The 22,980-nt window shown below is 43.3% G+C and carries 24 protein-coding genes; 7 read left to right on the top strand and 17 right to left on the bottom strand.

Annotated elements, in window-relative coordinates:
• Nucleotides 1-21: 21 nt before the first annotated feature.
• The 12 genes from IEW93_RS17905 to gspC are packed head-to-tail and all read right to left on the bottom strand — an operon-like array spanning nt 22 to nt 11,516.
• Nucleotides 22-783, bottom strand: a complete 762-nt coding sequence (locus IEW93_RS17905; RefSeq protein ID WP_188740622.1) for a type II secretion system protein N — start codon at nt 781-783, stop codon at nt 22-24.
• A gap of 9 nt (nt 784-792) precedes the next feature.
• Nucleotides 793-1,269, bottom strand: a complete 477-nt coding sequence (locus tag IEW93_RS17900) for a type II secretion system protein M (protein WP_188740621.1) — start codon at nt 1,267-1,269, stop codon at nt 793-795.
• A 1-nt stretch (nt 1,270) separates the two neighbouring features.
• The gene (gene gspL / locus IEW93_RS17895; protein ID WP_188740620.1) at nt 1,271-2,479 is read right to left on the bottom strand and encodes a type II secretion system protein GspL; all 1,209 of its coding nucleotides are present in this window, start codon (nt 2,477-2,479) and stop codon (nt 1,271-1,273) included.
• A gap of 50 nt (nt 2,480-2,529) precedes the next feature.
• Entirely contained in the window at nt 2,530-3,516 is a 987-nt protein-coding gene (gspK, locus tag IEW93_RS17890; protein WP_188740619.1) for a type II secretion system minor pseudopilin GspK, read from the bottom strand.
• Complete coding sequence (gene gspJ / locus IEW93_RS17885; protein WP_188740618.1) at nt 3,516-4,223, bottom strand: type II secretion system minor pseudopilin GspJ; 708 nt, start codon at nt 4,221-4,223, stop codon at nt 3,516-3,518. The genes gspK and gspJ overlap by 1 nt, the downstream gene beginning before the upstream one ends.
• Nucleotides 4,204-4,596 (bottom strand): type II secretion system minor pseudopilin GspI, encoded by a 393-nt coding sequence (gspI, locus tag IEW93_RS17880; RefSeq protein WP_223419144.1) that lies wholly within the window; start codon nt 4,594-4,596, stop codon nt 4,204-4,206. The genes gspJ and gspI overlap by 20 nt, the downstream gene beginning before the upstream one ends.
• Entirely contained in the window at nt 4,589-5,158 is a 570-nt protein-coding gene (gene gspH, locus IEW93_RS17875) for a type II secretion system minor pseudopilin GspH (RefSeq protein ID WP_188740617.1), read from the bottom strand. Before gspH ends, gspI begins: the two co-directional genes overlap by 8 nt.
• A gap of 1 nt (nt 5,159) precedes the next feature.
• A complete protein-coding gene (gene gspG, locus IEW93_RS17870) occupies nt 5,160-5,594 on the bottom strand; it encodes a type II secretion system major pseudopilin GspG (RefSeq protein ID WP_188740616.1) in 435 nt (144 codons plus the stop codon).
• 59 nt (nt 5,595-5,653) lie between these two features.
• The gene (gene gspF / locus IEW93_RS17865; protein ID WP_188740615.1) at nt 5,654-6,886 is read right to left on the bottom strand and encodes a type II secretion system inner membrane protein GspF; all 1,233 of its coding nucleotides are present in this window, start codon (nt 6,884-6,886) and stop codon (nt 5,654-5,656) included.
• Nucleotides 6,887-6,889: 3 nt separating this feature from the next.
• Entirely contained in the window at nt 6,890-8,449 is a 1,560-nt protein-coding gene (gene gspE / locus IEW93_RS17860; RefSeq protein ID WP_283104443.1) for a type II secretion system ATPase GspE, read from the bottom strand.
• Nucleotides 8,442-10,577: a type II secretion system secretin GspD gene (gspD, locus tag IEW93_RS17855; RefSeq protein ID WP_188740614.1), complete on the bottom strand. Its 2,136-nt coding sequence runs from the start codon at nt 10,575-10,577 to the stop codon at nt 8,442-8,444. Before gspD ends, gspE begins: the two co-directional genes overlap by 8 nt.
• A gap of 24 nt (nt 10,578-10,601) precedes the next feature.
• A complete protein-coding gene (gene gspC, locus IEW93_RS17850; RefSeq protein WP_188740613.1) occupies nt 10,602-11,516 on the bottom strand; it encodes a type II secretion system protein GspC in 915 nt (304 codons plus the stop codon).
• 264 nt (nt 11,517-11,780) lie between these two features.
• Between gspC and hslR the strand changes: the two genes are divergently transcribed.
• From hslR to IEW93_RS17830, 4 genes are all read left to right on the top strand, one after another.
• On the top strand, nt 11,781-12,170 hold the full coding sequence (gene hslR / locus IEW93_RS17845; protein ID WP_373284942.1) for a ribosome-associated heat shock protein Hsp15: 390 nt from the start codon (nt 11,781-11,783) through the stop codon (nt 12,168-12,170).
• Nucleotides 12,171-12,199: 29 nt separating this feature from the next.
• Nucleotides 12,200-13,060, top strand: coding sequence for an Hsp33 family molecular chaperone HslO (gene hslO / locus IEW93_RS17840; protein ID WP_188740611.1), 861 nt, complete (start codon nt 12,200-12,202; stop codon nt 13,058-13,060).
• Between the two features lie 248 nt (nt 13,061-13,308).
• Complete coding sequence (locus IEW93_RS17835; protein WP_188740610.1) at nt 13,309-14,865, top strand: phosphoenolpyruvate carboxykinase; 1,557 nt, start codon at nt 13,309-13,311, stop codon at nt 14,863-14,865.
• A 144-nt stretch (nt 14,866-15,009) separates the two neighbouring features.
• A complete protein-coding gene (locus tag IEW93_RS17830; protein ID WP_188740609.1) occupies nt 15,010-16,863 on the top strand; it encodes a M14 family metallopeptidase in 1,854 nt (617 codons plus the stop codon).
• Nucleotides 16,864-16,896: 33 nt separating this feature from the next.
• Here IEW93_RS17830 and IEW93_RS17825 read toward each other — a convergent pair whose 3' ends face one another.
• Nucleotides 16,897-17,739, bottom strand: a complete 843-nt coding sequence (locus tag IEW93_RS17825; RefSeq protein WP_188740608.1) for a transporter substrate-binding domain-containing protein — start codon at nt 17,737-17,739, stop codon at nt 16,897-16,899.
• 78 nt (nt 17,740-17,817) lie between these two features.
• Complete coding sequence (locus tag IEW93_RS17820; protein ID WP_188740607.1) at nt 17,818-18,120, bottom strand: GIY-YIG nuclease family protein; 303 nt, start codon at nt 18,118-18,120, stop codon at nt 17,818-17,820.
• Between the two features lie 106 nt (nt 18,121-18,226).
• Here IEW93_RS17820 and moeA point away from each other — a divergent pair, with 106 nt between their 5' ends.
• Together moeA and moeB are read left to right on the top strand one after the other, a co-directional pair.
• Complete coding sequence (gene moeA / locus IEW93_RS17815; protein ID WP_188740606.1) at nt 18,227-19,480, top strand: molybdopterin molybdotransferase MoeA; 1,254 nt, start codon at nt 18,227-18,229, stop codon at nt 19,478-19,480.
• A gap of 7 nt (nt 19,481-19,487) precedes the next feature.
• The gene (gene moeB / locus IEW93_RS17810) at nt 19,488-20,258 is read left to right on the top strand and encodes a molybdopterin-synthase adenylyltransferase MoeB (RefSeq protein WP_188740605.1); all 771 of its coding nucleotides are present in this window, start codon (nt 19,488-19,490) and stop codon (nt 20,256-20,258) included.
• Between the two features lie 25 nt (nt 20,259-20,283).
• On the opposite strand, the gene IEW93_RS17805 is transcribed toward moeB, so the two are convergent.
• A complete protein-coding gene (locus IEW93_RS17805) occupies nt 20,284-20,451 on the bottom strand; it encodes a DUF2986 domain-containing protein (protein WP_188740604.1) in 168 nt (55 codons plus the stop codon).
• A gap of 70 nt (nt 20,452-20,521) precedes the next feature.
• Nucleotides 20,522-20,695: a YqaE/Pmp3 family membrane protein gene (locus IEW93_RS17800; RefSeq protein WP_188740603.1), complete on the bottom strand. Its 174-nt coding sequence runs from the start codon at nt 20,693-20,695 to the stop codon at nt 20,522-20,524.
• A 382-nt stretch (nt 20,696-21,077) separates the two neighbouring features.
• On the opposite strand from IEW93_RS17800, the gene IEW93_RS17795 reads away from it, so the two are divergent.
• Complete coding sequence (locus IEW93_RS17795; protein WP_188740602.1) at nt 21,078-22,277, top strand: GGDEF domain-containing protein; 1,200 nt, start codon at nt 21,078-21,080, stop codon at nt 22,275-22,277.
• Nucleotides 22,278-22,298: 21 nt separating this feature from the next.
• On the opposite strand, the gene IEW93_RS17790 is transcribed toward IEW93_RS17795, so the two are convergent.
• Nucleotides 22,299-22,976, bottom strand: coding sequence for a TIGR01621 family pseudouridine synthase (locus IEW93_RS17790; RefSeq protein WP_188740601.1), 678 nt, complete (start codon nt 22,974-22,976; stop codon nt 22,299-22,301).
• Nucleotides 22,977-22,980: the final 4 nt, after the last annotated feature.

The following is a 22,980-nucleotide window of genomic DNA, read 5'->3' as shown; positions in this document are numbered from 1 at the left end:
GCGCTTATTTTTACTTTGCCACTATAGTCCAGGCACTACACCTTGGTAGTTAATAGGGTAATATCCTTGGCTATCTTGGCGACCTAAAAAGTGCAACGCGTCACGTAAATCTTGCGGTTGTGCGTCAGTTGGTTTTATTTTGGCGGTCACTTTTACTAAGTTCCCCTCACCTAACACGGCGGTACCTGTTAACCCTAAGGTATTTAGGGTTTCATCAGTTGCAAGTTGCAATTGACCGTCTAGGCAGCTAAGCCCCAATGCAATATTACCTAACGGATAAGCGCCAAATTGATTATTAACATCGGTGTTATTTAAAAACACCTTACCGCTTAATTGCTCACACCAAGGTTTACCTTGCTCTAACACTTCTACCATCAAACTCACATCACCAGTAATTTTGGTTTTAAAAGGTAATTTAGCCCCAGCAAGTAAAAAGCTATCTGGTACGTCAAGGCGAATATTGTTACCGCTTACACCCGCGAGCGACCAGGTTACGTTGCCTTTACCACTGACAGCAGTGGCGCGATTACCAATGCTAAAATCAATATTGGCTTGGCCGATAAACAACCCCCAGGGATTTAATTGCCACGAAATATGTTCTACTTGGCGCTCGTCGACACTGACTAATGCCGCCTTACCTTGCCATAACGTTCCTTCTACTCCGCTAATCACCGTATTGTTAGGCAAAGGAGCTATGCCGACTAACCAATTAGCGGGAATATAAGCAATGAGAAACACCAAATAAACGATCACGCCAATTAGTATTTTAAAAAATAAACTCACAAAAATTCCTTACTGTGATAGCTGAATACGTCTGACTTTAACAAAGCCAGCCACATCAGACTCGGCTAAATCGACACTGTCGAGTGTTAAGCCTTTTTGTTCGACTAAATCGTGCAAATAACTCAACAGCGCATCAAAGGGAACATCATCCATCCACAACTGTATCTTATCGCCTTGCGGCTGCATGCGCGTGATTTCGAGTTGATATTGACCCGCGGTTTGGTTAGCTATCGAGCTTAAACTTCCCCGTACCTTTGACTGTGCACCAGCCTGTTTTAAACCCGCAATTTTATTGGCAGTTTGCTTTACATAACTTAAGGTTTGCTGGGCTGCATTATGACTGCGCTCAGCTTCAATTTGGGCATTAGAAATGGGTGTCCAGATCCCCCAATAAAAAACACCAATCAACAAAACAGCGGCACAAAAACCAACTAACTGCTGCTCTCTGAGGGCGAGCCCTTGCCACCAAATACGCAAATTATTCATGCTATTTGCTCCTCAAGGTCAATGTACTAGTCACGTTTTCATCCGTACTGTTCATTGCGCCAGCGTCTAATTGATAATCTTTAGCAACAATCTCTTTAAACTGGTCAATCTGCGCATAATTTTGCGCAGTCACCTGCATGCGTAACTCGTTACGATTACTCTCAAAGCGTAAGCTGTTGGGTTTTAAATCTGGTACCTTTGAAAATGCAGGCTTTAGCCCTTCAAGCATTTCAAAAAACGCCGCGCCACCACCTTGACCTTGCATACTGCGTAAAGCACTGTCCATTTGCGAGCGCATATTTACAATACGGTTAACGCCAGGAACGGCTTGTTTAAAAATCGCTTCGCTTTGTGCACGTAGCTGCGCAGTGTCATTATTAAGCTGATGGATCAGCAAGCCTTTATTGACTAATGCCAATACAATTGCGAGCGCAAGAACAATCGCGGCATTTTTCCATATAACCAAATGCTTGCTGTATTCACGCTTAGGCTTATAAATGCCACTGAGTAAATCTATTGGTGCGTTTAGCACCCCTCTGGCGAGCACCATCATGGGCAAATCGAGTGGCTTATTTTCTAGTTGAACACCCTCGATGGCAATATCATCACTGTAGCTAGCCACATTGATTTCAGCATTATTGTTTCGTGTTGTCGCAAGTTTAACGAGTTGTGGCAATGCAAACGTTGACCAAGCTTTAGGCAAACTGATACCGCCCCCTTCAGATGTACGGATAAGGTATTCGCCCCCAAAACTCATCACCGCCCAGCGACATTGCTCTAATGGTAACGCCAAGCAGTCTGGCACTATGCGCTTAACTTTTAAGCCAGCCTCTTGTAACCACATTAGCCAGGTTTGCATTTGCTCATGGGCAACTGCAGCCACATTAAGCTGCTCACCTTCACGCGGGCCAACCACAAAATGCATCTGCTCAACATCTGTCGCTAGGGTTTCTTCGAGCATGTAAGGCAAGGCTTTTAATGCCTGACGCTGGCCTTTTTCAGGCAAGGCAATTTGTGTCAATGTCATACTGGCCGCGGGCACAAGTACATCAACAGGTCGATTGCCGGCGCGTTCAGCCAAGCTGCTCAGGCTTGCAGCATTAGCTAACTCTCCTGAGGCAATAATTTCTTGTTCTTGCTCTGACCAGACTAGCCATGAACATGGGTGTTCTGATGTTTTTCCTAATCGGATAAATAGCCGTTCAGACACTGTTATTCTCCACCGCACTCAATTCGTTAATTAACGTTTTGAGCTTGTTATTATTGTTGGCCACCATATTGACGGGTGAGCACTTCTAAATTGTTACCATTGCGCTTAAGTACACTATCCATTCTAAATATTGCATTGTCGACTTTTGCGCCTGCGTGTAATAAAAAATACTCACTGTCGACGACAAAACTCGACTTAAGATCTGCCTCAGCTTTAATACTGCTTAGAGACGAACTTTCCCAAAACTCTTCAATGGTACCGTAGCCATCTGCAGGGCGTTCATTAATGATGCTTTCAGCCTCACTAACTGACACTTCATTTTCTAACATTGCTGCAAGCAAGGCTGCTTGCTCAACTTTCACGGTATTTACATTTAATAGTTGCCTGCTGTTACCGGGTATTGCACACACATAATCGACAATATTTAGATACACATTTTGATTAAACCCTAATACTGAGCGAAGCTCACTACGATGTTGCATTAAGGTATTAGCCGCGCGATACGGTACGAGGCGAGATTCGTACTCGGCATCCTCTGCGCCGTAAGGACTCGATACAGTATCTGTATCGATGTAATCTTTAAGCGTATGTGTTAGTTGTTCTGCACCGAATTCATCTACGCCAAGGCTAATCAACAAAGATTGAAATTGCCTTGCAGCCAAGGACATTTTAGGTTGATTGTCTTCACTGCCGCTTGACGGCTCACCCACCGAATTAACGTTAAAACAGGCTCGCATATCTTCAATTTTACCGACAATTTCGCCATACTCAGCCGGAAAAACCACATTCGCTAACGCCCAATATTGCTGTAAATGCACTGTACCTTCGGCATCTTCAAAGTCTTGTTTAAGCACTTTCATCGCTAACTCTTCAGCCGACATGGTATACCAGTAGGCTTGGTCATATTGCGCCATATTAAGTGTTCGGCGCATAGACAACTGGTTACGACTGGTAATATTGGTGGCAATAATCACGACCAATGCCACAATCAACATAACGACAATAAGCGCAACACCTCGCTGCTTGTGGACGCCCATTAACTTGCATCCTCATCTTCTGAATCTTTTGAATCTTCTGACTCCTCTGACTCTTCTGAGTCTTTTGAATCTTCTGAATCTTTTGAATCGCTAACTGGCGCACCTTTGGGCAGTAAAAACCGTCGTTGAATTTTACCTAAGCCTTCAATGTCAATTTCCATTGCTATCCCTTTCGGCATAACGGTTCCATCTGCTTTGGTTTGCCATTTGTCATCAATAAAAAACGAATACTCAATAGACAACACGCCCTCAATCACCAAGCTTTTTAAAGGCTCGGCACCAACCACAGGCTCAGGATAGGGATAATACCAACGTTCTAGTCGTCCGCTTTGTACTACATAAGCAACCGATTGCACACTGCCTCTGGGTAACATGCCATCTGGATTTAACCAACCCAATCTAAAAAATAATAATGCCTGGGTGTCTGAATCGAGAATATTATCACCCGCTTGAAAAAACTGCTTACCACGATCACCTTCAAATGAACGAGGCGTACGAGCCACCATTTGGCCTAAATCGCGCTCTAATGCGCCAAAACCTTGTTGTAATGCCTTTAGCCGTATCGCAAAATCCTGCGTGACTTCATCGTTTTTCATTACAGCAGATAATACCGAGTTAGCCGCAATACCCAACATGGCAAAAATCGCGATTGCGATTAGCATTTCAAGTAAGGTAAACCCTGCAAGCTTAGAGTTTGCTGTGCACATAACTGCTTACCTGAGCCACAATTCGTTGATAGCGGTTGTCGTCGCTGACACTCACTGTAATCATTCTAAATTTGTCGTCTGTGGTTTTGACTACTTCTTGTCGCCAGTACCACTCTCGCCCCGCTAACTCAACTTGACCTTCTTTTTTACCAATATCGGGAAAATCACTGGTTAATCGAATATCAACCATTTGATTACTGGCAACCCACTGTGCCAATGTACGTTCTTCTAAAATAGGCATATTGGCCATTTGCTCACTGAGGCTTTTGGTCACTGACACCGCCGCAATGGAAAAAACAGCCAGGGCGACAATCACCTCGAGTAAAGTCATACCCGCATGCTTATTCAATGAAAAAATACTGGGTTTATTCATCAACGCGCCCTAAGGTAAGCCGGCCCAGTGCATCACCAACAACCAATACATTAACGGGTTTAAGCTCATCATTTACCGTTGTAAAATTAAGTTCAAATGGCGTCATCTCACCACTTGGAAACAATAAAATTTGCGGTTCAGGGTGTTTTTTCTTTTCTTCTTCGCTTTCTTCATCGATAAACGGTTCGTCAAACCACGACTCGTCTTGTTCATCTTCTTGTGTCAACGGCATGCCGTCAATCACCACGTCGAGCACGATACCTGGGGCCATTTGCTGAGTTGCCAGTAAACGGTCTTGCTCAACGGGCATCCATTTGCCTTCTTTATAAAACACAAATTGATATTCGTCTTCATCAACCACAATGCCAATAAATTGCCCACTGAGCACGCTTTCATCTAGCACCATTTCTGTCGCAGACATAAAGCGTTGCGCCTGTTTTTTTAGCGCTTGTTCTGGCCCAGCAACGTTCATAGAGATAGTGACTGCAGCAGCCACTAGCCCCATTAACAATGCGACCAGTAATACCTCAAGTAAGGTAAATCCGGCATGACGACGATGCATATTATTGGAAGTCTTGTAAATTCCAGCTGCCTATGTCGTCTTCAGTGCCAGCTTGTCCGTCTGGACCCGCGCTGAAGATATCAATTTTGCCATTTTCACCTGGGCTTAATAAAAAATAGTCATTACGCCAAGGGTCTTGTGGTAAACGTTTAACATAACCACCATCGCGAAAATTACGCGGCTCTGGCGATGATGTAGATTTTTGCACTAACGCATCTAAGCCTTGCTCTGTTGTTGGATAGATACTGTTGTCTAATTTATACATATCTAAGGCATTTTCGAGAGCCACAATATCTGAAACGGCTTTTTGTTGATCCGCTTTGTCTTTGTTGCCCATTAAGTTTGGTACAACCATTGACGCTAAAATACCTAAAATAACAATCACCACCATCACTTCAAGTAAGGTGAAACCGCGTTGTTTACTGTGTTGTTGCATTAAAGACTTCCTTCTAAAAATGACTCAAAAACATTGAGCTAATCGGCTTTGCTGAAAACTTAGCCACTGATTAAGTTATTTAATTCTAATATTGGCTGCAAAATAGCCATAACGATAAATAATACAACCGACGCCATACTCACCACCAGCATGGGTTCAAACACGCCCAGTGCAATATTAACGTTAGACTCAAACTCCCGGTCTTGATTATCTGCCGCACGTTCTAGCATATTTTCTAATTGACCACTCTTTTCACCAGACGCGATCATGTACAACATCATCGCAGGGAACAACTTAGTATTAGTCAACGCGGCCCCCAAACTGGTTCCCTCGCGCACGCGAGCTGTTGCATCATCAACCGCGGCACGCACTTTGACGTTTTGTAATACTTCACTCGCAATACGCATTCCATCAAGTAGCGGTACTGAACTGGCAGATAAAATACTCAATGTACGGGCAAATCGCGCGGTGTTTAAGCCTTTGCTAACTTTACCAATAACAGGAAGGTTAAGTAATGCCGTATCGTATTTCATGCGCATTTTAGGATTGGTCAGTAGTCGCTGAAACACAATCAGTCCGCCAAATATAATCAACACCACCACTACCCCCCAATGCTGAACAAAATCAGAGGCCAAGATTAAAAATTGAGTTGTGCCTGGGAGTTCTTGACCCATATGCTCAAACTGTCCAACCACTTTTGGGACTACAGCGGCAAGTAAAACCGCAATAACACCAATGGCCACCACAGTTAACACAATAGGGTAAATCATTGCTTGAGTGAGTTTTGACTTAAGTTGTTGGCGGCGCTCGGTATAGTCAGCAAGACGATTGAGTACCACTTCTAAATGGCCTGATTTTTCACCCGAGGCAACCATTGCCCGGTATAAGTCATCAAACACATGCGGAAACTCTGCCATCGAATCGGCTAAGCTGTAACCTTCAACGACGCGAGAGCGCACCGCCATAATCATATTGCCCAAACGCGCTTTTTCAGCTTGCTGGCCAACCGCTTTTAGCGCTTCTTCAATCGGTAAACCTGCAGCAACTAGGGTGGCAATTTGGCGCGTAATTAATGCCAACTCGGCCACAGAAATGCGCTTTTTAAACAGATTAGCTAGACTAAAACCACTACGTTGCGCACGGGCCTCTGTTTCATTAACAGCTTGAAGCTCAAGTGGCATGAGGCGTCTTTCACGCAGTTGGCTTCGAGCATGTCTAGCCGTGTCGGCTTCAATGACGCCTTTTTGTTGTTTGCCTTTGCTATCAAGGGCTTTGTACTCAAACGCTGCCATTGATTATTCCTCGCGAGTCACGCGTAACACTTCTTCTAATGTTGTCACGCCCGCTAATACTTTACTCATACCATCATGACGAATACTTGGCGTCGACTTACGTACGTATTTTTCAATCGCTAATTCGCCACGGCCACCGTGTATTAACTCCCGCACATTGTCGTCAACAATTAATAACTCGTGAATACCCGTCCGGCCACGATAACCGTTGTTGCCACACGCTTTACAGCCTTTAGCCCGGTAAATATGACGTGTATCGTTAGCCGTGATACCTAATAATTCTCGCTCACGTTCATCTGGTTCGTGGGCCACTTTACAGCTAGGGCACAAGGTACGAATAAGTCGTTGGGCCAACACACCAAGCAAACTGGAAGACACTAAGAAAGGTTCTACGCCCATATCTTGTAAACGGGTAATGGCACCGGATGCAGTATTGGTGTGCAACGTTGAAATCACTAAGTGACCCGTTAACGATGCTTGCACGGCTATTTGTGCAGTTTCAAGATCACGGATTTCACCAATCATCACTACATCAGGGTCTTGGCGCAAAATAGCCCGTAACCCACGAGCAAATGTCATATCAACCTTGGTATTAACCTGAGTTTGACCAATGCCATCTAATTCGTACTCGATTGGATCTTCAACCGTTAAAATGTTGGTATCTTTTGAGTTGATTTCAGTCAGACCGGCATACAGGGTAGTACTTTTACCCGATCCGGTAGGGCCGGTCACGAGAATAATGCCGTGAGGTTTACGGATTAATTCGTCAAACTGCTCACGAATATGGTCAGTCATACCTAACTGCTTTAAGTCCAGGTTGCCGGTATTTTTATCGAGTAAGCGCATTACCACTCGCTCACCATGGCTCGATGGCATAGTCGACACACGCACATCGACTGCACGGCCTGCTATACGCAGAGAAATACGTCCATCTTGTGGTAACCGTTTTTCGGCAATGTCTAAACGCGCCATCACCTTAATACGCGACACCAGTAACGATGACAATTTGCGGTTTGGCTTTAACACTTCTTTTAACACGCCGTCGATACGAAAACGCACAACAAGCTGTTTTTCGTAGGTTTCGACGTGAATGTCTGAGGCTTCTTCTTTAATCGCTTCAGACAGTAGCGCATTGATTAACTTAATAATGGGGGCGTCGTCATCACCTTCAAGCAAATCTTCTGTTTGCGGTAGCTCTTCGGCTAACGTAAACAAATCCATTTCATTGCCAATATCCTCCATGAGCTGCTGCGCCTCAGAAGAATTAGCCTGATACGCTTGCGTTAACTTAGCTTCAAACTTTGCCGCTTCTAGCTTGATTACGGCTAAATCAACCCCCGCATAACGCCTCACTTCTAGCATTGCATTTAACGGGGTGTTGTCGGTATAAAACAGGCAAAGTTGCTCTTTTTCCTTCGCCAAAACCAATTGAAAACGATGTGAAAATGCAAACGGCAGACGCTCTTTGCTGTTCGAGTGAAAAACCTCATCGCCTTCTACGACTTCCATAGCGACGTCACTTGATACTTGGGCTAACGGCTCTGTCATCGTACTATCACTCATTGTCTTGAGCCTTGTCCTTCTCTAAGCTTTCATTAATGATGCTTAAAGCGGCATCAGAGTCACGCAAATCGGTATCGAGACGCTGACGATTTTTATAGTGGTCAAGCATGTCATTCACTTCATCAGGCAAATAGGCTTCTTGGCTCCACTCTTCTAAAACAGGCACTTCAGTATTTGGCATAAGGTTAATGCCACGACCTTGTTGTTCAAGCTGCAAAGCTCTGAAATAATTGTATTTACGCCCAGCAATACCTTCCATTGTCATGCCATCGCGGATAATGGTTGGCTTAATGAAAATCATCAGGTTTTTCTTGGTTGTACTGCTTGAAGATGATTTAAATAACCAGCCTAAATACGGAATGTCGCCCAAGATAGGCACTTTTTGCACACTTTCCTGCACGTCTTCACTAATTAATCCGCCTAGCACGACAATTTGACCAGAATCGGCCATAACTGTAGTTGTTAATCGGCGTGTAGAGAAACTGATATCGACACCTGTGTTACCATTAACACCTGATACTTCTTGCTCAATCGTTAGCTTAACCGACGAGCCTTCGTTAATTTGCGGAACCACTTTTAGCTTAACACCCACTTCTTTACGCTCAACCGTTTGAAATGGATTGTCGTTATTTGAACTCGACGTTGACCCCGTTAGAATTGGTACCTCGTCACCCACAATAAATGAAGCTTCTTGGTTATCTAACGTGGTAATTGACGGTGTCGCAAGAATGTTTGAATTGGTATCACTTGATACCGCTTGAATTAACGCCGCAAAGTTACCTGTAGTCACGCCCCATGCCATACCATTAACCTTGCCTAATGCTTCGGCAATTAAGGTGTAGTCACCATCTGAGGTTGGGTTAGTCGTGGTAGTAGAGCCACCGTCTGAGTTAGTTACAGTAACCGTTGTACCTTCTTCCTCTTGCGCAGCTAGCACGCCGGCGCCGACTTCACTGATCGACGGACCAATGTTATTAAACTGAGTTAAGCCACCAGAAGTGCTACCCCATTGCACACCAAAACCAACGTTATCGCCTTCTGAAATTTCAACGATAATGGCTTCAACCAATACTTGAGCTCTACGAATATCAAGCTGATTAATGACGCTTTCTATGGTTCTTAACTGATCGGGTTCGGCACTGATTACTAACGAGTTAGTATCTGGATGCGCCATGATATTAATGTCGCTGCGGCGTTTACTGGAACTGGCGCCAGCTTGCGCAGCGCTGCTGTCTTTGTTTTCTTGAAGGTTTTGTGCAAAGCCTGTTAATACTTCCACCAGATCTTCAGCTTTTGCATAACGCAGGTAACGTACCTTTGTATTACCTGTGCTGGCTTGCTCTGCATCTAAACGCTGGATAAGTTCAACAACACGCTCACGGCTTTTCTCATCGCCACTGACTACCACCGCATTCATACGCTCATCGGCAACCACTTTTGGTGCCTGCCCTGGTAATTGAGCCTGGTTAGCACTTGAACGATACAAGGTGTCAACAATGCGAACTATCTCACCGGCTGAGGCATAGTTTAATGTCACGACCTCTACTGCAGTGTCTCCTTGCTTGTCTACTCGACGCACAATTTCAACCAGTTTGTTAACAACTGCGGCACGGCCTGAAATCATTAAGACATTGGCTTGGTCATAGTTAACCACGTTCCCGCCACCGGCGTTGTCGTTTAACTGACGTAATAAAGGCGCTAACTGTTTAGCTTCAGAGTTATAAAGTGGCACCACTCGAGTCACCATTTCATCGCCTAAACCTGGGGTGTTATCGTCGGCAACACGGATTGCAGATGTTTTGGCATCTTTGTCTTTAATGACCTTGATGACCTGGTTTTCCATTTCAACCACGGCATAACCGTAAACTTGCAATACGTTTAAAAAGAATTGGTAATATTGTTCATCATTCAATAAATCGTAACTACGTACGTTAATTTTACCGCGTACCGTTGGGTCAACAATGATGGTTTTATTGAGGTTTTTTCCAACAATATTAATAAACTCTTGAATGTCTGTGCCTTTAAAATTGGCAGCGTATTGCTCCGACCAAGCTATCGGTGCCGCCATCATGGCAACACCCGCTAGCATTCCAGCAATAATCTTATGTCGGATCCCTTTGTTATTCATTTTACTCAATCCTCTAACGCCAAATTATTCTGGCAAACTAAACATGATTTCGACCAACTGCCCTTCACGCTCTACCATGACAGCCATTTCGGTGAGCTCAGGCAATTGCGCCATCACTTCTAAAGCCTGACCCATCTCAGTCAGATCATACCCATTAATTGATTTGGCTAAATCATTCGCCTGAAAGCCTGCCTGATTAAACAAAGCAACGTCTTTACCAGGGTTTAAACGGTAGCCAGAAAGCTCTTCACCATTGCGCACAGGTGAAATAGATAAAAAGTCAGTTATTTTATTGGGGTCAGCTAACAACTCATCACGAGAATTAGACAGCTCTTGTGAGAAACGTTCATTATCGCGTTGATCAACTCGCTTAACACTTTTCTCTACTTTAGCCTGTTGTAACTGCTCATTAGCTTGGCTTTGAGTGGTGTATTTAAGCCCGTCAAGCATCAAGGTTTCATAACGGCCACCATTGGTGATAATAATTCTGTCGGCATAGACCTCTTTTAATGATGCAGAAGTGCCTTTAATTTTATCGCCGAGGCTGTATGTTTCTTGTTGGCCGCTAGACTCAATAACCGCGAGTCCTTGCTCCTCTGCAGTAGAAGCTACCACACCAGTTAATTGAATAGATAAGTTCGTTTTAGGCGCATCGGTAATTTGCTCAACAACCTCAGGTTTAGGTTTGTTAGCATTACCATCAACACGACCAAACAATAATAGATTACGTACACCAGCAAGCTCGATACGCTTAGCAGTGTTCGCAGAAACAGGGGATGGTTGCCAAGTCGCAGATTGCGATGACACAGGCATCAACCTCCATGTAATTTGTGCTGCCAAAAACAACACGACGACCAATCCAAACCAAAATACAGCAGCACTTAACGGCTTATGCGGCACTGTGGCGGCTTTGTTGATCAGTTTATCTAATAAATCCATATGTTATTGGACCCTCTATACGTCTTGGTACAGGTCTCTGTTCTAATTGTTGAAAAGTAAACTTAGCAGTCATGCTAACCTACAGAAGGTAAAGCAACAACCCTAGCGCATATCGATTGGCGAAACTGCACCAAATATGCTATGTTTGCGCGCACAAATGAGGGCCAATTTAACCCCATCAAAGTGTAATAATAATTACATTGTATGGCAGTTAGATTACTCAGTCTGTGAAATCATCCCTGTTTTGGAGGCCATTTGAATCAAATTCCGTCCGAAAAATGCATTATTCGGCTAGATAAATGGTTATGGGCGGCGCGATTTTATAAAACCCGAGCCATTGCAAAAGACATGATTAACGGCGGTAAAGTACATTACAACGGCCAACGGACTAAATCCAGTAAGAATGCAGAAGTCGGTGCAAAAATTCGTTTACGCCAAGGCAATGATGATAAAGAAGTGATCATCAAGTCGTTATCTGGCCATCGACAAGGCGCAAGTATTGCTCAAACCCTGTACGAAGAAACCCCCGAAAGCATTAGCAAACGCATCATAAACGCTGAAGCGCGGCGGCTAAATATTTTGAATAATCCGGCACCTGATCATAAACCGGATAAAAAACAACGACGGCAGCTTATGCGCTTTAAAGAATATTAAGCGGCTTACAAAGAGTTAAGAGAGTATAAATGAACAACGATATTTTACATCGCTATCTATTTGATAATGCCGATGTCCGTGGTGAAATAGTGCAACTTGAAAGCTGCTATCAAGAAGTGCTGTCCGCTCACGAATACCCAACCGCCTTAAAAAATTTACTCGGTGAACTGATGGCAGCAACGTCACTATTAACCGCAACAATTAAATTTACCGGTGATATCAGCGTGCAATTACAAGGTGACGGCCCCGTCTCACTCGCGGTAATCAACGGCAATAATGAACAAGTGTTACGTGGCGTATCACGCTGGAATGGCAACATTACCGATGATGCTAGCTTGCAGCAAATGTTTGGTAAAGGCTACATGGTGATTACCCTTACACCAGACGAAGGTGAGCGTTATCAAGGGATTGTATCATTAGATCACCTCGACCTAGCGGCATGCTTAGAAGAATACTTTAACCAGTCTGAACAGCTGCCAACCCAAATCAAGTTATTTGCTAATGGCAAACAAGCTGCGGGGATGTTGTTGCAAGTGTTACCCACTAAATCGGGACAAAATGAAGATTTTGAGCACTTATCAACGCTTACAGCAACCATTAAAGCAGAAGAGCTATTTACATTAAATGCACCCGATGTGTTACATCGTCTCTATCACCAAGAAGAAGTGCGTTTATTTGACCCTGTAGACGTGACGTTTAAATGCACCTGCTCGCGTGAGCGCAGTGGCGCTGCGATTAAGACACTCTCTCAGGCAGAAATTGAAGCGATTTTGGCGGAAGACGGCAAAATAGATATGGGCTGTGAATATTGTAAAAACATCTACTCATTTGACGCTATTGATATTGCAGCCTTATACGCTGGCAGTCACAGCAGTGACGCGCAACAGTAAAGAAAAGAATTACGTAATCAATTACAAAAAAAGCGCGTTATGCGCTTTTTTTGTGCCTAAAACCTGATAAAAACAAAACCCAACATTAAAAACTTTCAAAAAAATTACCAAACTGTTCGTTACCAAAGCCTCAACTTCAGTTACAATCGCCTTATTAGCTCAAATAGCCTGCGCGCAATAATAATACCGAGCTAAGTTAAATCGCTAAACCAATAATAACGATAAACACGACACCCGACCTAAAAGACATGGAGATCAACACTATGGCGGATTTATCACACCGCGTTCACCTTAACCCTACGACAGCACAGCTTGTAGAAATCGCGCTTCTTCGTGGAGAAGGTCAGCTCACCGCTAACGGTGCATTAGTGGCCAAAACAGGAGATAGAACAGGTCGTTCACCAAATGACCGTTTTATTGTAAAAGATCCAAGCACCGAAGCTGACATTGAATGGGGCAAAGTTAACCGCCCATTTGATGCTGGTAAATTTGATGCATTATGGGGGCGCGTAGAAGCCTATCTTGCTGATAAAGAGATTTTTATGTCTGAGCTTGAAGTCGGCGCAGACGATGACCACTACATTCCCATTAAAGTTACAACTGAATACGCATGGCATCAGATTTTTGCCCGTAACCTGTTTATCATTCCGACCATTTTTAACCGCAACAACAAAGACACATGGCAAATTATCAACGCCCCAGGTTTTGTGTGTGACCCCGAGCGTGATGGCACTAATTCAGAAGCCGCTGTAATCCTTAATTTTGCCGAACGTAAAGTCTTACTGGCTGGTTTAAAGTATGCAGGAGAAATGAAAAAATCCATGTTCTCTGTGCAAAACTTTTTACTCCCAGCGAAGGGCGTATTACCAATGCATTGCTCTGCAAACGTGGGGCACAATGGTGATACAACGTTATTTTTTGGTCTTTCAGGTACGGGTAAAACCACCCTTTCAGCCGATCCGAAACGTTTATTAATTGGTGATGACGAACACGGCTGGGCACCTGGTGGGGTATTCAATATCGAAGGCGGTTGTTACGCAAAATGTATCGACCTAAGCCAAAAAAATGAACCGGTAATTTGGGATGCAATTCGTTTTGGTACCGTGCTCGAAAACGTAGTACTTGATGAGCAGCGAGTCCCTAATTACAACGACACCAGCTTGACCGAAAATAGCCGTGCAGCTTACCCACTTGAGCATATTGCACAACGTAAAGTAGAAAACCGCGGAGCAGAACCTCACGCAGTGGTATTTTTAACTTGTGACGTTTCAGGTGTGTTACCGCCCGTCTCTATTTTAAGTAAAGAGCAAGCGGCATATCACTTCCTGTCTGGCTATACAGCCAAAGTGGGCTCTACAGAAATGGGCTCAACGTCTGCTATTCAGTCAACTTTTTCAACCTGTTTTGGCGCGCCATTTTTCCCGCGCCCTGCGGGGGTATACGCTGAACTACTAATGAAACGCATCGAATCATTTGGCAGCCAGGTGTATTTGGTTAACACCGGCTGGACTGGTGGCCCACACGGTGTCGGTAAGCGCTTTGATATTCCAACCACACGCGCGATTGTTGACGCCATTGTCAGTGGTGAATTAAAAGATGTTGAAACAGTACACATTGATAAGCTCAACCTCAATGTTCCTGTTGCTGTTGCTGGAGTAGACACTAAGCTGTTAAACCCAATCAATACTTGGAAAAATGCTGCAGAATACGACAAGTATGCACAACAATTAGCGCAAGAGTTCAACGATAACTTTGCCAAATATCAAGTGTCTGATGCCATTAAACAGGCGGGGCCTAAGGTTTAATCCTCACACTGTCACCTTAGATAAATAAGCCTAAAATCCCAACTCTGGTTGGGATTTTTTATTATGTGGCATCATATTAATCAAAGGGTAATGCTATGATGTCATTTAAGTTTAGCATCTCAACATCATGACCTAGAGGTATACATGCAGCGCAATTTGTTTTCTCGTTTATGGATTAGTCCTTTTTTATTGTTCTCAACCTTAACGATTGCAAATGAAAAGGTCGTTCAACAACCAACGATCGAGCAAGCAAATACCTTTATCAACGACAGCATATTACCGCCAATTCAAGCGTGGTCTGGTGCAAGTGAAGCCCTGCTGTTAAGTCCCGAACATCCTTGGGCAACCCCGTTTGAGCAGCAAAATTACCAGAGCACGCCAAACTACCAAGACACCATGGCATGGTTAGATAACCTGGTCGACAGCAGTGATTTATTGCATAAAGTCAGCCTAGGTAAAAGCCCACAAGGTCGAGACATATGGATGATAGTCGCCTCAGCGGAAGGTGCGCAAACCGCCAAACAACTGGGGCAAAATGGCAAAGCAACCATATTGGTTCAAGCCGGTATCCACTCAGGCGAAATCGACGGTAAAGATGCCGGGATGATGTTATTGCGTGATATAAGCCATGGCAACAAACGCACGCTACTCGAAAATGTTAACTTGCTATTTGTACCGATTTTAAGTGTAGACGCACACGAGCGTAGCAGTGAATACAATAGGGTTAATCAACGCGGACCGATAAACATGGGCTGGCGTACTACCGCCAATAACCTTAATTTAAATCGAGATTATGCCAAAGCTGATGCAATTGAAATGCAACATCTCATTCATGCAATCAATATTTGGCAACCCCATCTCTACATTGATGTGCATGTTACCGACGGAATTGACTACCAATACGATGTGACTTTTGGTTATAACGTTAAGCAAGGCTACAGCCCCAGCAGCTTTAACTGGCTAGAGAATATCTATCGCCCAGAAATAGAAGCCGCACTTACACAGCAAGGTCACATTCCTGGACCGCTAGTTTTCGCATTAGATAATACCGATATGGCAAAAGGAATTTCGCTGTGGAATCCTAGCCCAAGATATTCAAATGGTTATGGTGATGCTCGCCACTTACCCACAATATTAATCGAAAACCATAGCCTGAAACCATACAAACAACGTGTACTCGGCACTTATGTGATGCTCGAGCAAACGTTAAAAACCGTCGGCCAAAATAGCACTAAGTTAAAGTCGGCAATTAATGACGATAAGTACCGCAACCCAAGTCAATTAACACTGTCATGGCAAAGTGAACAACTTCCTGAAGGCATCGATTTTAAAGGCATTAACTACCATATTGAAACCAGCCCAATTAGCGGCGCTGATGTTGTACGGTGGACTGGCGAACCTAAGCTATATGCCAATATCCCTGTTGTTGCCAATACAAAAGCTGACGTCATAGTGTCTCGACCTATCGCCTACTATATTCCGCCACAGTGGAACACTGTCATAGAACGTTTATCACTGCACGGTATCCGCATGACTCGCATTGAAAAATCGACTCAAATCACCGCACAGCAATATCACTTCAGCCAACCTGTGTTTTCTAAAGCTGATTATGAAGGGCGTCAAACCGTTACCGCAAACACCATGAGCAAAAAGGTCACCGCGTCACTGCCTGCGGGAACCATGCGCGTGGCAACCGATCAGCCTCTGGGCGACTTAGCCATGTTGCTATTAGAACCACAAGCTGAAGATTCATTATTTTATTGGGGATTCTTCAATACGATTTTCACGCAAACAGAATACATTGAAGACTACGCAGTCGAGCCTCTTGCAGAAAAAATGTTAGCTGAAAGCCCCAAGCTACAAGCCGAGTTTGCTCAAGCACTCAAGGATCCTGAGTTTGCCAAAGACAGTAAAGCCAGATTACGTTGGTTTTATCAGCGCAGCCCATACTACGACACACACTATTTAATTTACCCAGTTCTTAGGGCAATGAAATAATTAAGCTAATGACATAAAAGCGCTACGGCGCTTTTATTGTTTTACAGCATCTATCCAGTGAATATAAGCTCTATTAGCATAACCATAAGGCAACGTTGGATTTTCAAGAGTGAAAATTTGGCTATGCTGATATCGACTTAACGGAAATGCTGGCGCAGTTGTTGCGTGGTGCCTAATAAATTCGACTAACTTGCCATTAGCAAGTAACGCTAACAACCCGTCGGTGAGTCGCTGCGCAAGGAGATGATTTTGTTTATTAACAAAAAAGTACATAGGCAAAGGATAACGCAGCATGATTGGATCATATACGACTAACGACTCATTCCCCACAACGCTCACTTCAGCATAAGCCTCATTAATCCCTCGAGGAAAATAATCACAACGTTGTTGCAATAGCATGGCATACATTAATTTAAATGAAATCACTCGTTCAACACGATAACCGTTAAACTCCAAAATATCTGAATCAGGCCATTGACTACCCTGGCAGGCAACCATTTTTTGTAATTGCTCAGCAGATGTAATCGCAGCAAATTCACTTACTCGATCACGAGAAATCACAGGCACACGATCGCCAAGTAACCCACCATCTAGCGGTATTGTTATCGCAAGATAATCACGTTCACGTTCGATGCTGGTTCCGGCCCAATACACATCTAATTGCTTATTTTTAAGCATACTAAAACCACGTGATTGCGATAATGATGATTCTAAAATAATCACCTTAGCAGGACCGTAATCAGCAGCCGTGACATCAAGCACTAAATGCAATAAATCGACATAATAAAGGTAGGTGGAATTATCTATTGATTGTGAAGGCTGGATACGTACAACATTCTCAGCACAAACTGGCGCTGACAATAAGCATAATAGCATCAACCAAAACCATAATTTAGCTACCAATCAAGTCGCATCCACTGTGAATAGGGTTAATAGAGTCTAGCCGTAAATTCGCTAAGTCACTAATGGACTTATTTGATATGATGAATTTTGTGTAACCAGTTGTATTTTTTGTTGGCGAGACATTTTTTTTATCGCGATTTCACGCTTTAATGCCGCACTACGGTCAATATGAGATTCTTGATAAACAAGCGTTAAAGGGCCTTTACCTTTTAAAAATTTGGCCGCTTTAACGCCACCGAGTTGATGCTCCGCAAAACGCCGTTCAACATTCGTGGTCACGCCAGTGTATAAATGAGAATTAGCACAACGAATAATATATACATACCACCCAGAAACGGGGTTAACTTGAGACATAAATGATAAAAACCTTAAGTATGATCATAAAACTCTTATTCCAAAAATGGCATACTAGCACTCAATAACCATAAAAATATCTTAGGTATACATTAAGGACGTTCAGATGCCACACAATCAAGATCCTTGCGCGCAACCGACATTATTGCATCCAGACCAAGCTATTGAACAATTATTAGCACAAGTTGCCGCAACGCAAGACACTGAACTGGTCACCCTCAACCACGCAATTGATAGAGTACTCGCCGAAGATCTAGCATCGAGCATCGATTTACCTCCCTTTGACAATTCAGCAATGGATGGTTATGCATTTAATTATGCCGATTTAGATAGCACAAAAACACACACTTCTCTCACGCTTGTGGGTAGCTCATTTGCAGGTCATCCATTTCAGGGAAAACCCCAGCCCAATACCTGTATTCGTATTATGACAGGCGCTCCGGTACCCGCGGGTTATGATACGGTACAAATGCAAGAGAACACACAAGCGAACGGCAACCAGATCACGATAGAACATCCACACAAGCAAGGCGCCAATGTACGTAAACGCGGAGAAGAATTACTAGCGGGCACAAAAGTATTACATCGAGGTGTCATAATTCGCGCCGCCGAAATGGGGGTTTTAGCAACGATAGGCATTAGCCAGGTACGAGTATCGCGTACATTAAAAGTCGCGTTTTTCTCTACCGGTGATGAATTACGCCCTGTCGGTAGCGAACTTGCACCAGGGCAAATCTATGACTCTAACCGCTATTCTATCCAAGGTTTATTAAGCAAAAGCAATGTGCAGTGGATAGATCTAGGCGTCATTCCTGATAATAAAGAAGCCATCCGAGGTGCGTTTAAAGAAGCAGCAAGCTTAGCAGATATGGTACTGACATCGGGAGGCGTATCGGTCGGTGAAGCCGACTTTACTAAACAAATATTATCTGAAGAAGGTCAAATAACTTTTTGGAAACTGGCCATAAAACCCGGTAAACCATTTGCCTTTGGCAAAATAGGCAAAGCCGTATTTTGTGGCTTACCCGGAAACCCAGTTTCGTCAATGGTGACCTTTTATAAACTGGTGTTACCTATTTTGCAAAAAATGCAGGGACTTAAGCCTACAACACCTTTATTTTGCCAAGCCACATTACAAACCGACATTCGTAAACACCCAGGAAGAGTGGAATACCAACGCGGTATATTAACCCGTAATGCCTCTGGCGAACTCGAAGTATCCATCACCGGGAGCCAAGGCTCAGGCATGTTAACATCGATGAGCTTAGCTAATTGCTTTGTGATTTTAGATCAATTCCAAGGCGACTTATCTAAAGGCAATACTGTCACCGTAGAGCCTTTTAACAGCGTGCTGTGCTAGGAAAATTATGCAGTCTGAAGACCAAGAAATATTAAGCGACAATGAAATGCTCCGCTATAGTCGCCAAATCTCCATCAAAGCAATGGATATAGAAGGCCAAGAAAAGCTCAAACAAGCCAAAGTATTGATCATCGGCGCAGGCGGATTAGGATGCGCAGCGAGTCAATATCTTGCCGTTGCCGGTGTAGGTGAAATAACTCTGGTAGACTTTGATACGGTTGAATTATCAAATTTACAACGCCAAGTTTTGCACTTTGATGAAAACATCGGCCAAGCCAAAGTTGACTCAGCCAAACAAACTTTAGCTCAACTTAATCCGTTAATTAGCATCAACGCTATTAATAAACTGTTAGAAGACGATGAAATCAATCAACTCGTTAGCCAACATAGTTTAGTACTCGACTGTACTGATAACGTTTTAGTACGTGAGCAGCTCAATCAAAGCTGTTTTGAGCACAAAACGCCACTGGTGTCAGCGGCTGCAATAAGGATGGAAGGCACAGTAACTGTATTTGACTACCAAACAAATACGCCCTGTTACAAGTGTTTCAGTGCGTTGTTTGGTGAGCAGCAACTAACCTGTGTCGAGTCAGGTATTTTGGCCCCTGTAGTGGGCATGATCGGCTGTATTCAGGCAACTGAAGCGATAAAAGTGATGAGTAAAGTGGGCAATGTTCTGGCTGGTAAATTGTTAATGGTCGATGCAATGACAATGGAGTTCAGGCAAATGACATTACCCAAACAACCGCATTGTAAAGTGTGCGGCAAGGGTAAATAACCCTAAAGGCAAGATGGTTATGTCTTTAGGGCTCTTGGCTTAAATGAGGCTCACAGGCCAATAAAGCTTGTTGAGCTAATCGCTCGCGCTCAGCTTTGGCAACGTATGGCGTTTTATTTGCCGCGTGTAACTTTGCGTTGGCCTTTTTGGCTTTAGCTTTAAGTGTTTGGTTAATTTTCTTTTTACGATTCATCGTGGGCTCACACCAAAACCATCATTATAGCCTTAAACAACATCAATCACTATCCATTCTCGCCGCGAGCTTATAAGTCCTCTTGCAACACCACCCATACCGCATGAATAAGACCCGGAATAAAAAAGAAAAAACACAGCAAAATATTGATCAACAAATCTTTGCCCATACCGTTTTTCAAAAACACCGCTAAAGGAGGCAGTAATATCGCAATGATAACCAATAATAATTTGTTTGTGTCCATTTTTCATCCTTATTTTGTTGCTTAATTTAGAGAATACAATTATAAAAATAGCAAAGGATACAATTTGTTAATAAGTTATTTTGTAACAATTAAATTAACAATGTTAAACCGAACATCATGGTTTATTGAATTTGCTTATTGATACACATGTTTGCCATGCTATAGCCTTAACCCAAGATGTGACTCACAACACCACACGTGAGGTACCGGTTGTGATGTCATTTAGCAACAATATAAGTGATCAAACATGCTGCCTCTATCGTCCCGCAGACGCTTGTTTCAAGATGTTGACAGGTCGATTGAGTATGTATCACTGCCAGTGTGCTATTGTAAAACCTTAACACGCTATTTGTTACTCATACAACAATACTGAACAGGTCATATGGAACATAGCCAAAGCATTATTTTTGTTCAATTTTTTTGTTTAATTGGTACAAGCTGTACCATTGCATGGGCAATATATGCTGGCGTGTTCAAAATTGCACCCAACGCAAGTTGGCGTTTCGCACTAGCCAATATCTGTACCGTCAGCGGGGTCTTACTCTACACACAACGCACCGATTCGATCAGTTACCTTTATTGGTTTATCGCTGACATGGCTGTATTACTGGGATTTGCGCTTGTACGTTGGGGCTGCCAACATTTATTTAAACAAACAACGTCTTATTTGTTCGACTTAGTACTGTTAGCCAGCTGCGCCTTGCTTATGCTACTGGTTCCGCCGTCGCTTGATTATGCCGTTTATCTTGTCATCGTGATGAGTATTACCGCAGCCATTCTCATATCACTCACAGGCCTTGATAACGCAAAAGCGTCTAAAAAACACATGTCTATGTCAAATGCGATATTGATTAATGTGCCTTTTTTAATCATGGGGGCGCTTTTTGTTATCCGCGCAATGGCCCTTTTTTACTCCCCTGAAGATCTCGCCAACTTATCGGCGGCTGATAAGCTAAATTCTCCAATGGTTATGTGGAGTTATATCATTTTATTGCTTCTGACCAATTTAGTATTATATGGCAACGCGCTAACTCGTTTAGTGTTTAAGGTCTCGCGTTTGGTTAATAAAGATCACCTTACAGGTTTGTGGAACCGTCACGCATTACTGGACAAACTAGACGAAGTGGATGCCTTATGGCAACGCAATGGCTCGGCATACAGCTTACTGGTCCTCGATGTCGATCACTTTAAACAGGTTAACGATACTTATGGTCATATGGCCGGTGATGCAGTACTTAAACATACCGCAATGCTAATGCAACACTCGCTGAGAAAAATTGATTTTATTTGCCGGTATGGTGGGGAGGAGTTTTTGATCATTTTGCCGTCAACAAATCACGAGGAGGCCATGTTTGTTGCCAAAAAAATCCAATCTCAAATCAATAACACCTCGGTAAAATGGAAACATCATGAGATCGCAATCACCTTAAGTATCGGCACTGCCACCTGTAAAAATCATATCAGCGTTGAACAATTATTACAGTTAGCAGATGAGGCAATGTACCTGGCCAAAAATGCTGGCCGAAATACGATTTGCACTAAAGAGCCTGAAAATCTCGAATTTAATTCTTCAAAGCATTAACACATCAAAAACACCATCTGGCTATTTTTTAGTAGGCCAGTCAAGACTATCTGGCTGTGACCATTGCTGATTAACTGATAGTCTGAACTGCTCATCATTAAACTCTTCACCGTCTATCGGTAATTGTTGAAACGCATACTGCTGACCTAAATAGTTAAAATGCAGACAATAAGCATGCAAATAACAGCGATCGCTTTCAACATGACCATAGAGTGTATCCCCTAAAATAGGGACGCCAATGCTCGCCAGTGCAACTCTTAATTGATGGGTTTTTCCGCTTAATGGTTTTAATAAATAGGCTCGTTTACCTTCACTAAGGCTTAAACAAAAAAACTGGGTGATAGCAGGGTTTTCTGTTGTGCGAAGTAACTTGTACATACTTCGACGAGATTTTGCCATATCACCAATAATCCAGCCTTGTTTCTTTTTAGGCTTACCTAATGCAATGGCCAAATAATATTTTTGTACCAAATGAGCCGTGAACATTTGAGTAAATACATTGGCGGCATGTGGGGTTCTTGCCACAATAAGCAAGCCTGAAGTGGGCGTATCTAGCCTATGCACCGGGTACAACTTATAGCCTAAATCAGCTTCGGCTTGAGCGATAACCCCTGCAGTGCCATCTTGGCTATGAAAATGCACATGGGGCGCTTTATTGATCACAATAAAGTCTGGTTGCTCACTTAGCAATTGATACATTGAT

Origin of the sequence: Shewanella inventionis, from assembly GCF_014641855.1 — a bacterium.
GTDB classification, from domain to species: domain Bacteria; phylum Pseudomonadota; class Gammaproteobacteria; order Enterobacterales; family Shewanellaceae; genus Shewanella; species Shewanella inventionis.
Note: the sequence above shows the minus strand (reverse complement) of the source record. Positions and strands in the feature narration are given on the sequence as shown.

Excerpts from the sequence above, each read along its gene's own strand:
- IEW93_RS17900 (WP_188740621.1), bottom strand. The coding sequence starts at position 1,269 with ATGAATAATTTGCGTATTTGGTGGCAAGGGCTCGCCCTCAGAGAGCAG.
- gspK (WP_188740619.1), bottom strand. The coding sequence starts at position 3,516 with ATGGGCGTCCACAAGCAGCGAGGTGTTGCGCTTATTGTCGTTATGTTG.
- gspJ (WP_188740618.1), bottom strand. The coding sequence starts at position 4,223 with ATGTGCACAGCAAACTCTAAGCTTGCAGGGTTTACCTTACTTGAAATG.
- gspI (WP_223419144.1), bottom strand. The coding sequence starts at position 4,596 with ATGAATAAACCCAGTATTTTTTCATTGAATAAGCATGCGGGTATGACT.
- gspH (WP_188740617.1), bottom strand. The coding sequence starts at position 5,158 with ATGCATCGTCGTCATGCCGGATTTACCTTACTTGAGGTATTACTGGTC.
- gspG (WP_188740616.1), bottom strand. The coding sequence starts at position 5,594 with ATGCAACAACACAGTAAACAACGCGGTTTCACCTTACTTGAAGTGATG.
- gspF (WP_188740615.1), bottom strand. The coding sequence starts at position 6,886 with ATGGCAGCGTTTGAGTACAAAGCCCTTGATAGCAAAGGCAAACAACAA.
- gspE (WP_283104443.1), bottom strand. The coding sequence starts at position 8,449 with ATGAGTGATAGTACGATGACAGAGCCGTTAGCCCAAGTATCAAGTGAC.
- gspD (WP_188740614.1), bottom strand. The coding sequence starts at position 10,577 with ATGAATAACAAAGGGATCCGACATAAGATTATTGCTGGAATGCTAGCG.
- gspC (WP_188740613.1), bottom strand. The coding sequence starts at position 11,516 with ATGGATTTATTAGATAAACTGATCAACAAAGCCGCCACAGTGCCGCAT.
- hslO (WP_188740611.1), top strand. The coding sequence starts at position 12,200 with ATGAACAACGATATTTTACATCGCTATCTATTTGATAATGCCGATGTC.
- IEW93_RS17835 (WP_188740610.1), top strand. The coding sequence starts at position 13,309 with ATGGAGATCAACACTATGGCGGATTTATCACACCGCGTTCACCTTAAC.
- IEW93_RS17830 (WP_188740609.1), top strand. The coding sequence starts at position 15,010 with ATGCAGCGCAATTTGTTTTCTCGTTTATGGATTAGTCCTTTTTTATTG.
- IEW93_RS17825 (WP_188740608.1), bottom strand. The coding sequence starts at position 17,739 with ATGCTATTATGCTTATTGTCAGCGCCAGTTTGTGCTGAGAATGTTGTA.
- IEW93_RS17820 (WP_188740607.1), bottom strand. The coding sequence starts at position 18,120 with ATGTCTCAAGTTAACCCCGTTTCTGGGTGGTATGTATATATTATTCGT.
- moeA (WP_188740606.1), top strand. The coding sequence starts at position 18,227 with ATGCCACACAATCAAGATCCTTGCGCGCAACCGACATTATTGCATCCA.
- moeB (WP_188740605.1), top strand. The coding sequence starts at position 19,488 with ATGCAGTCTGAAGACCAAGAAATATTAAGCGACAATGAAATGCTCCGC.
- IEW93_RS17805 (WP_188740604.1), bottom strand. The coding sequence starts at position 20,451 with ATGAATCGTAAAAAGAAAATTAACCAAACACTTAAAGCTAAAGCCAAA.
- IEW93_RS17800 (WP_188740603.1), bottom strand. The coding sequence starts at position 20,695 with ATGGACACAAACAAATTATTATTGGTTATCATTGCGATATTACTGCCT.
- IEW93_RS17795 (WP_188740602.1), top strand. The coding sequence starts at position 21,078 with ATGGAACATAGCCAAAGCATTATTTTTGTTCAATTTTTTTGTTTAATT.
- IEW93_RS17790 (WP_188740601.1), bottom strand. The coding sequence starts at position 22,976 with ATGTATCAATTGCTAAGTGAGCAACCAGACTTTATTGTGATCAATAAA.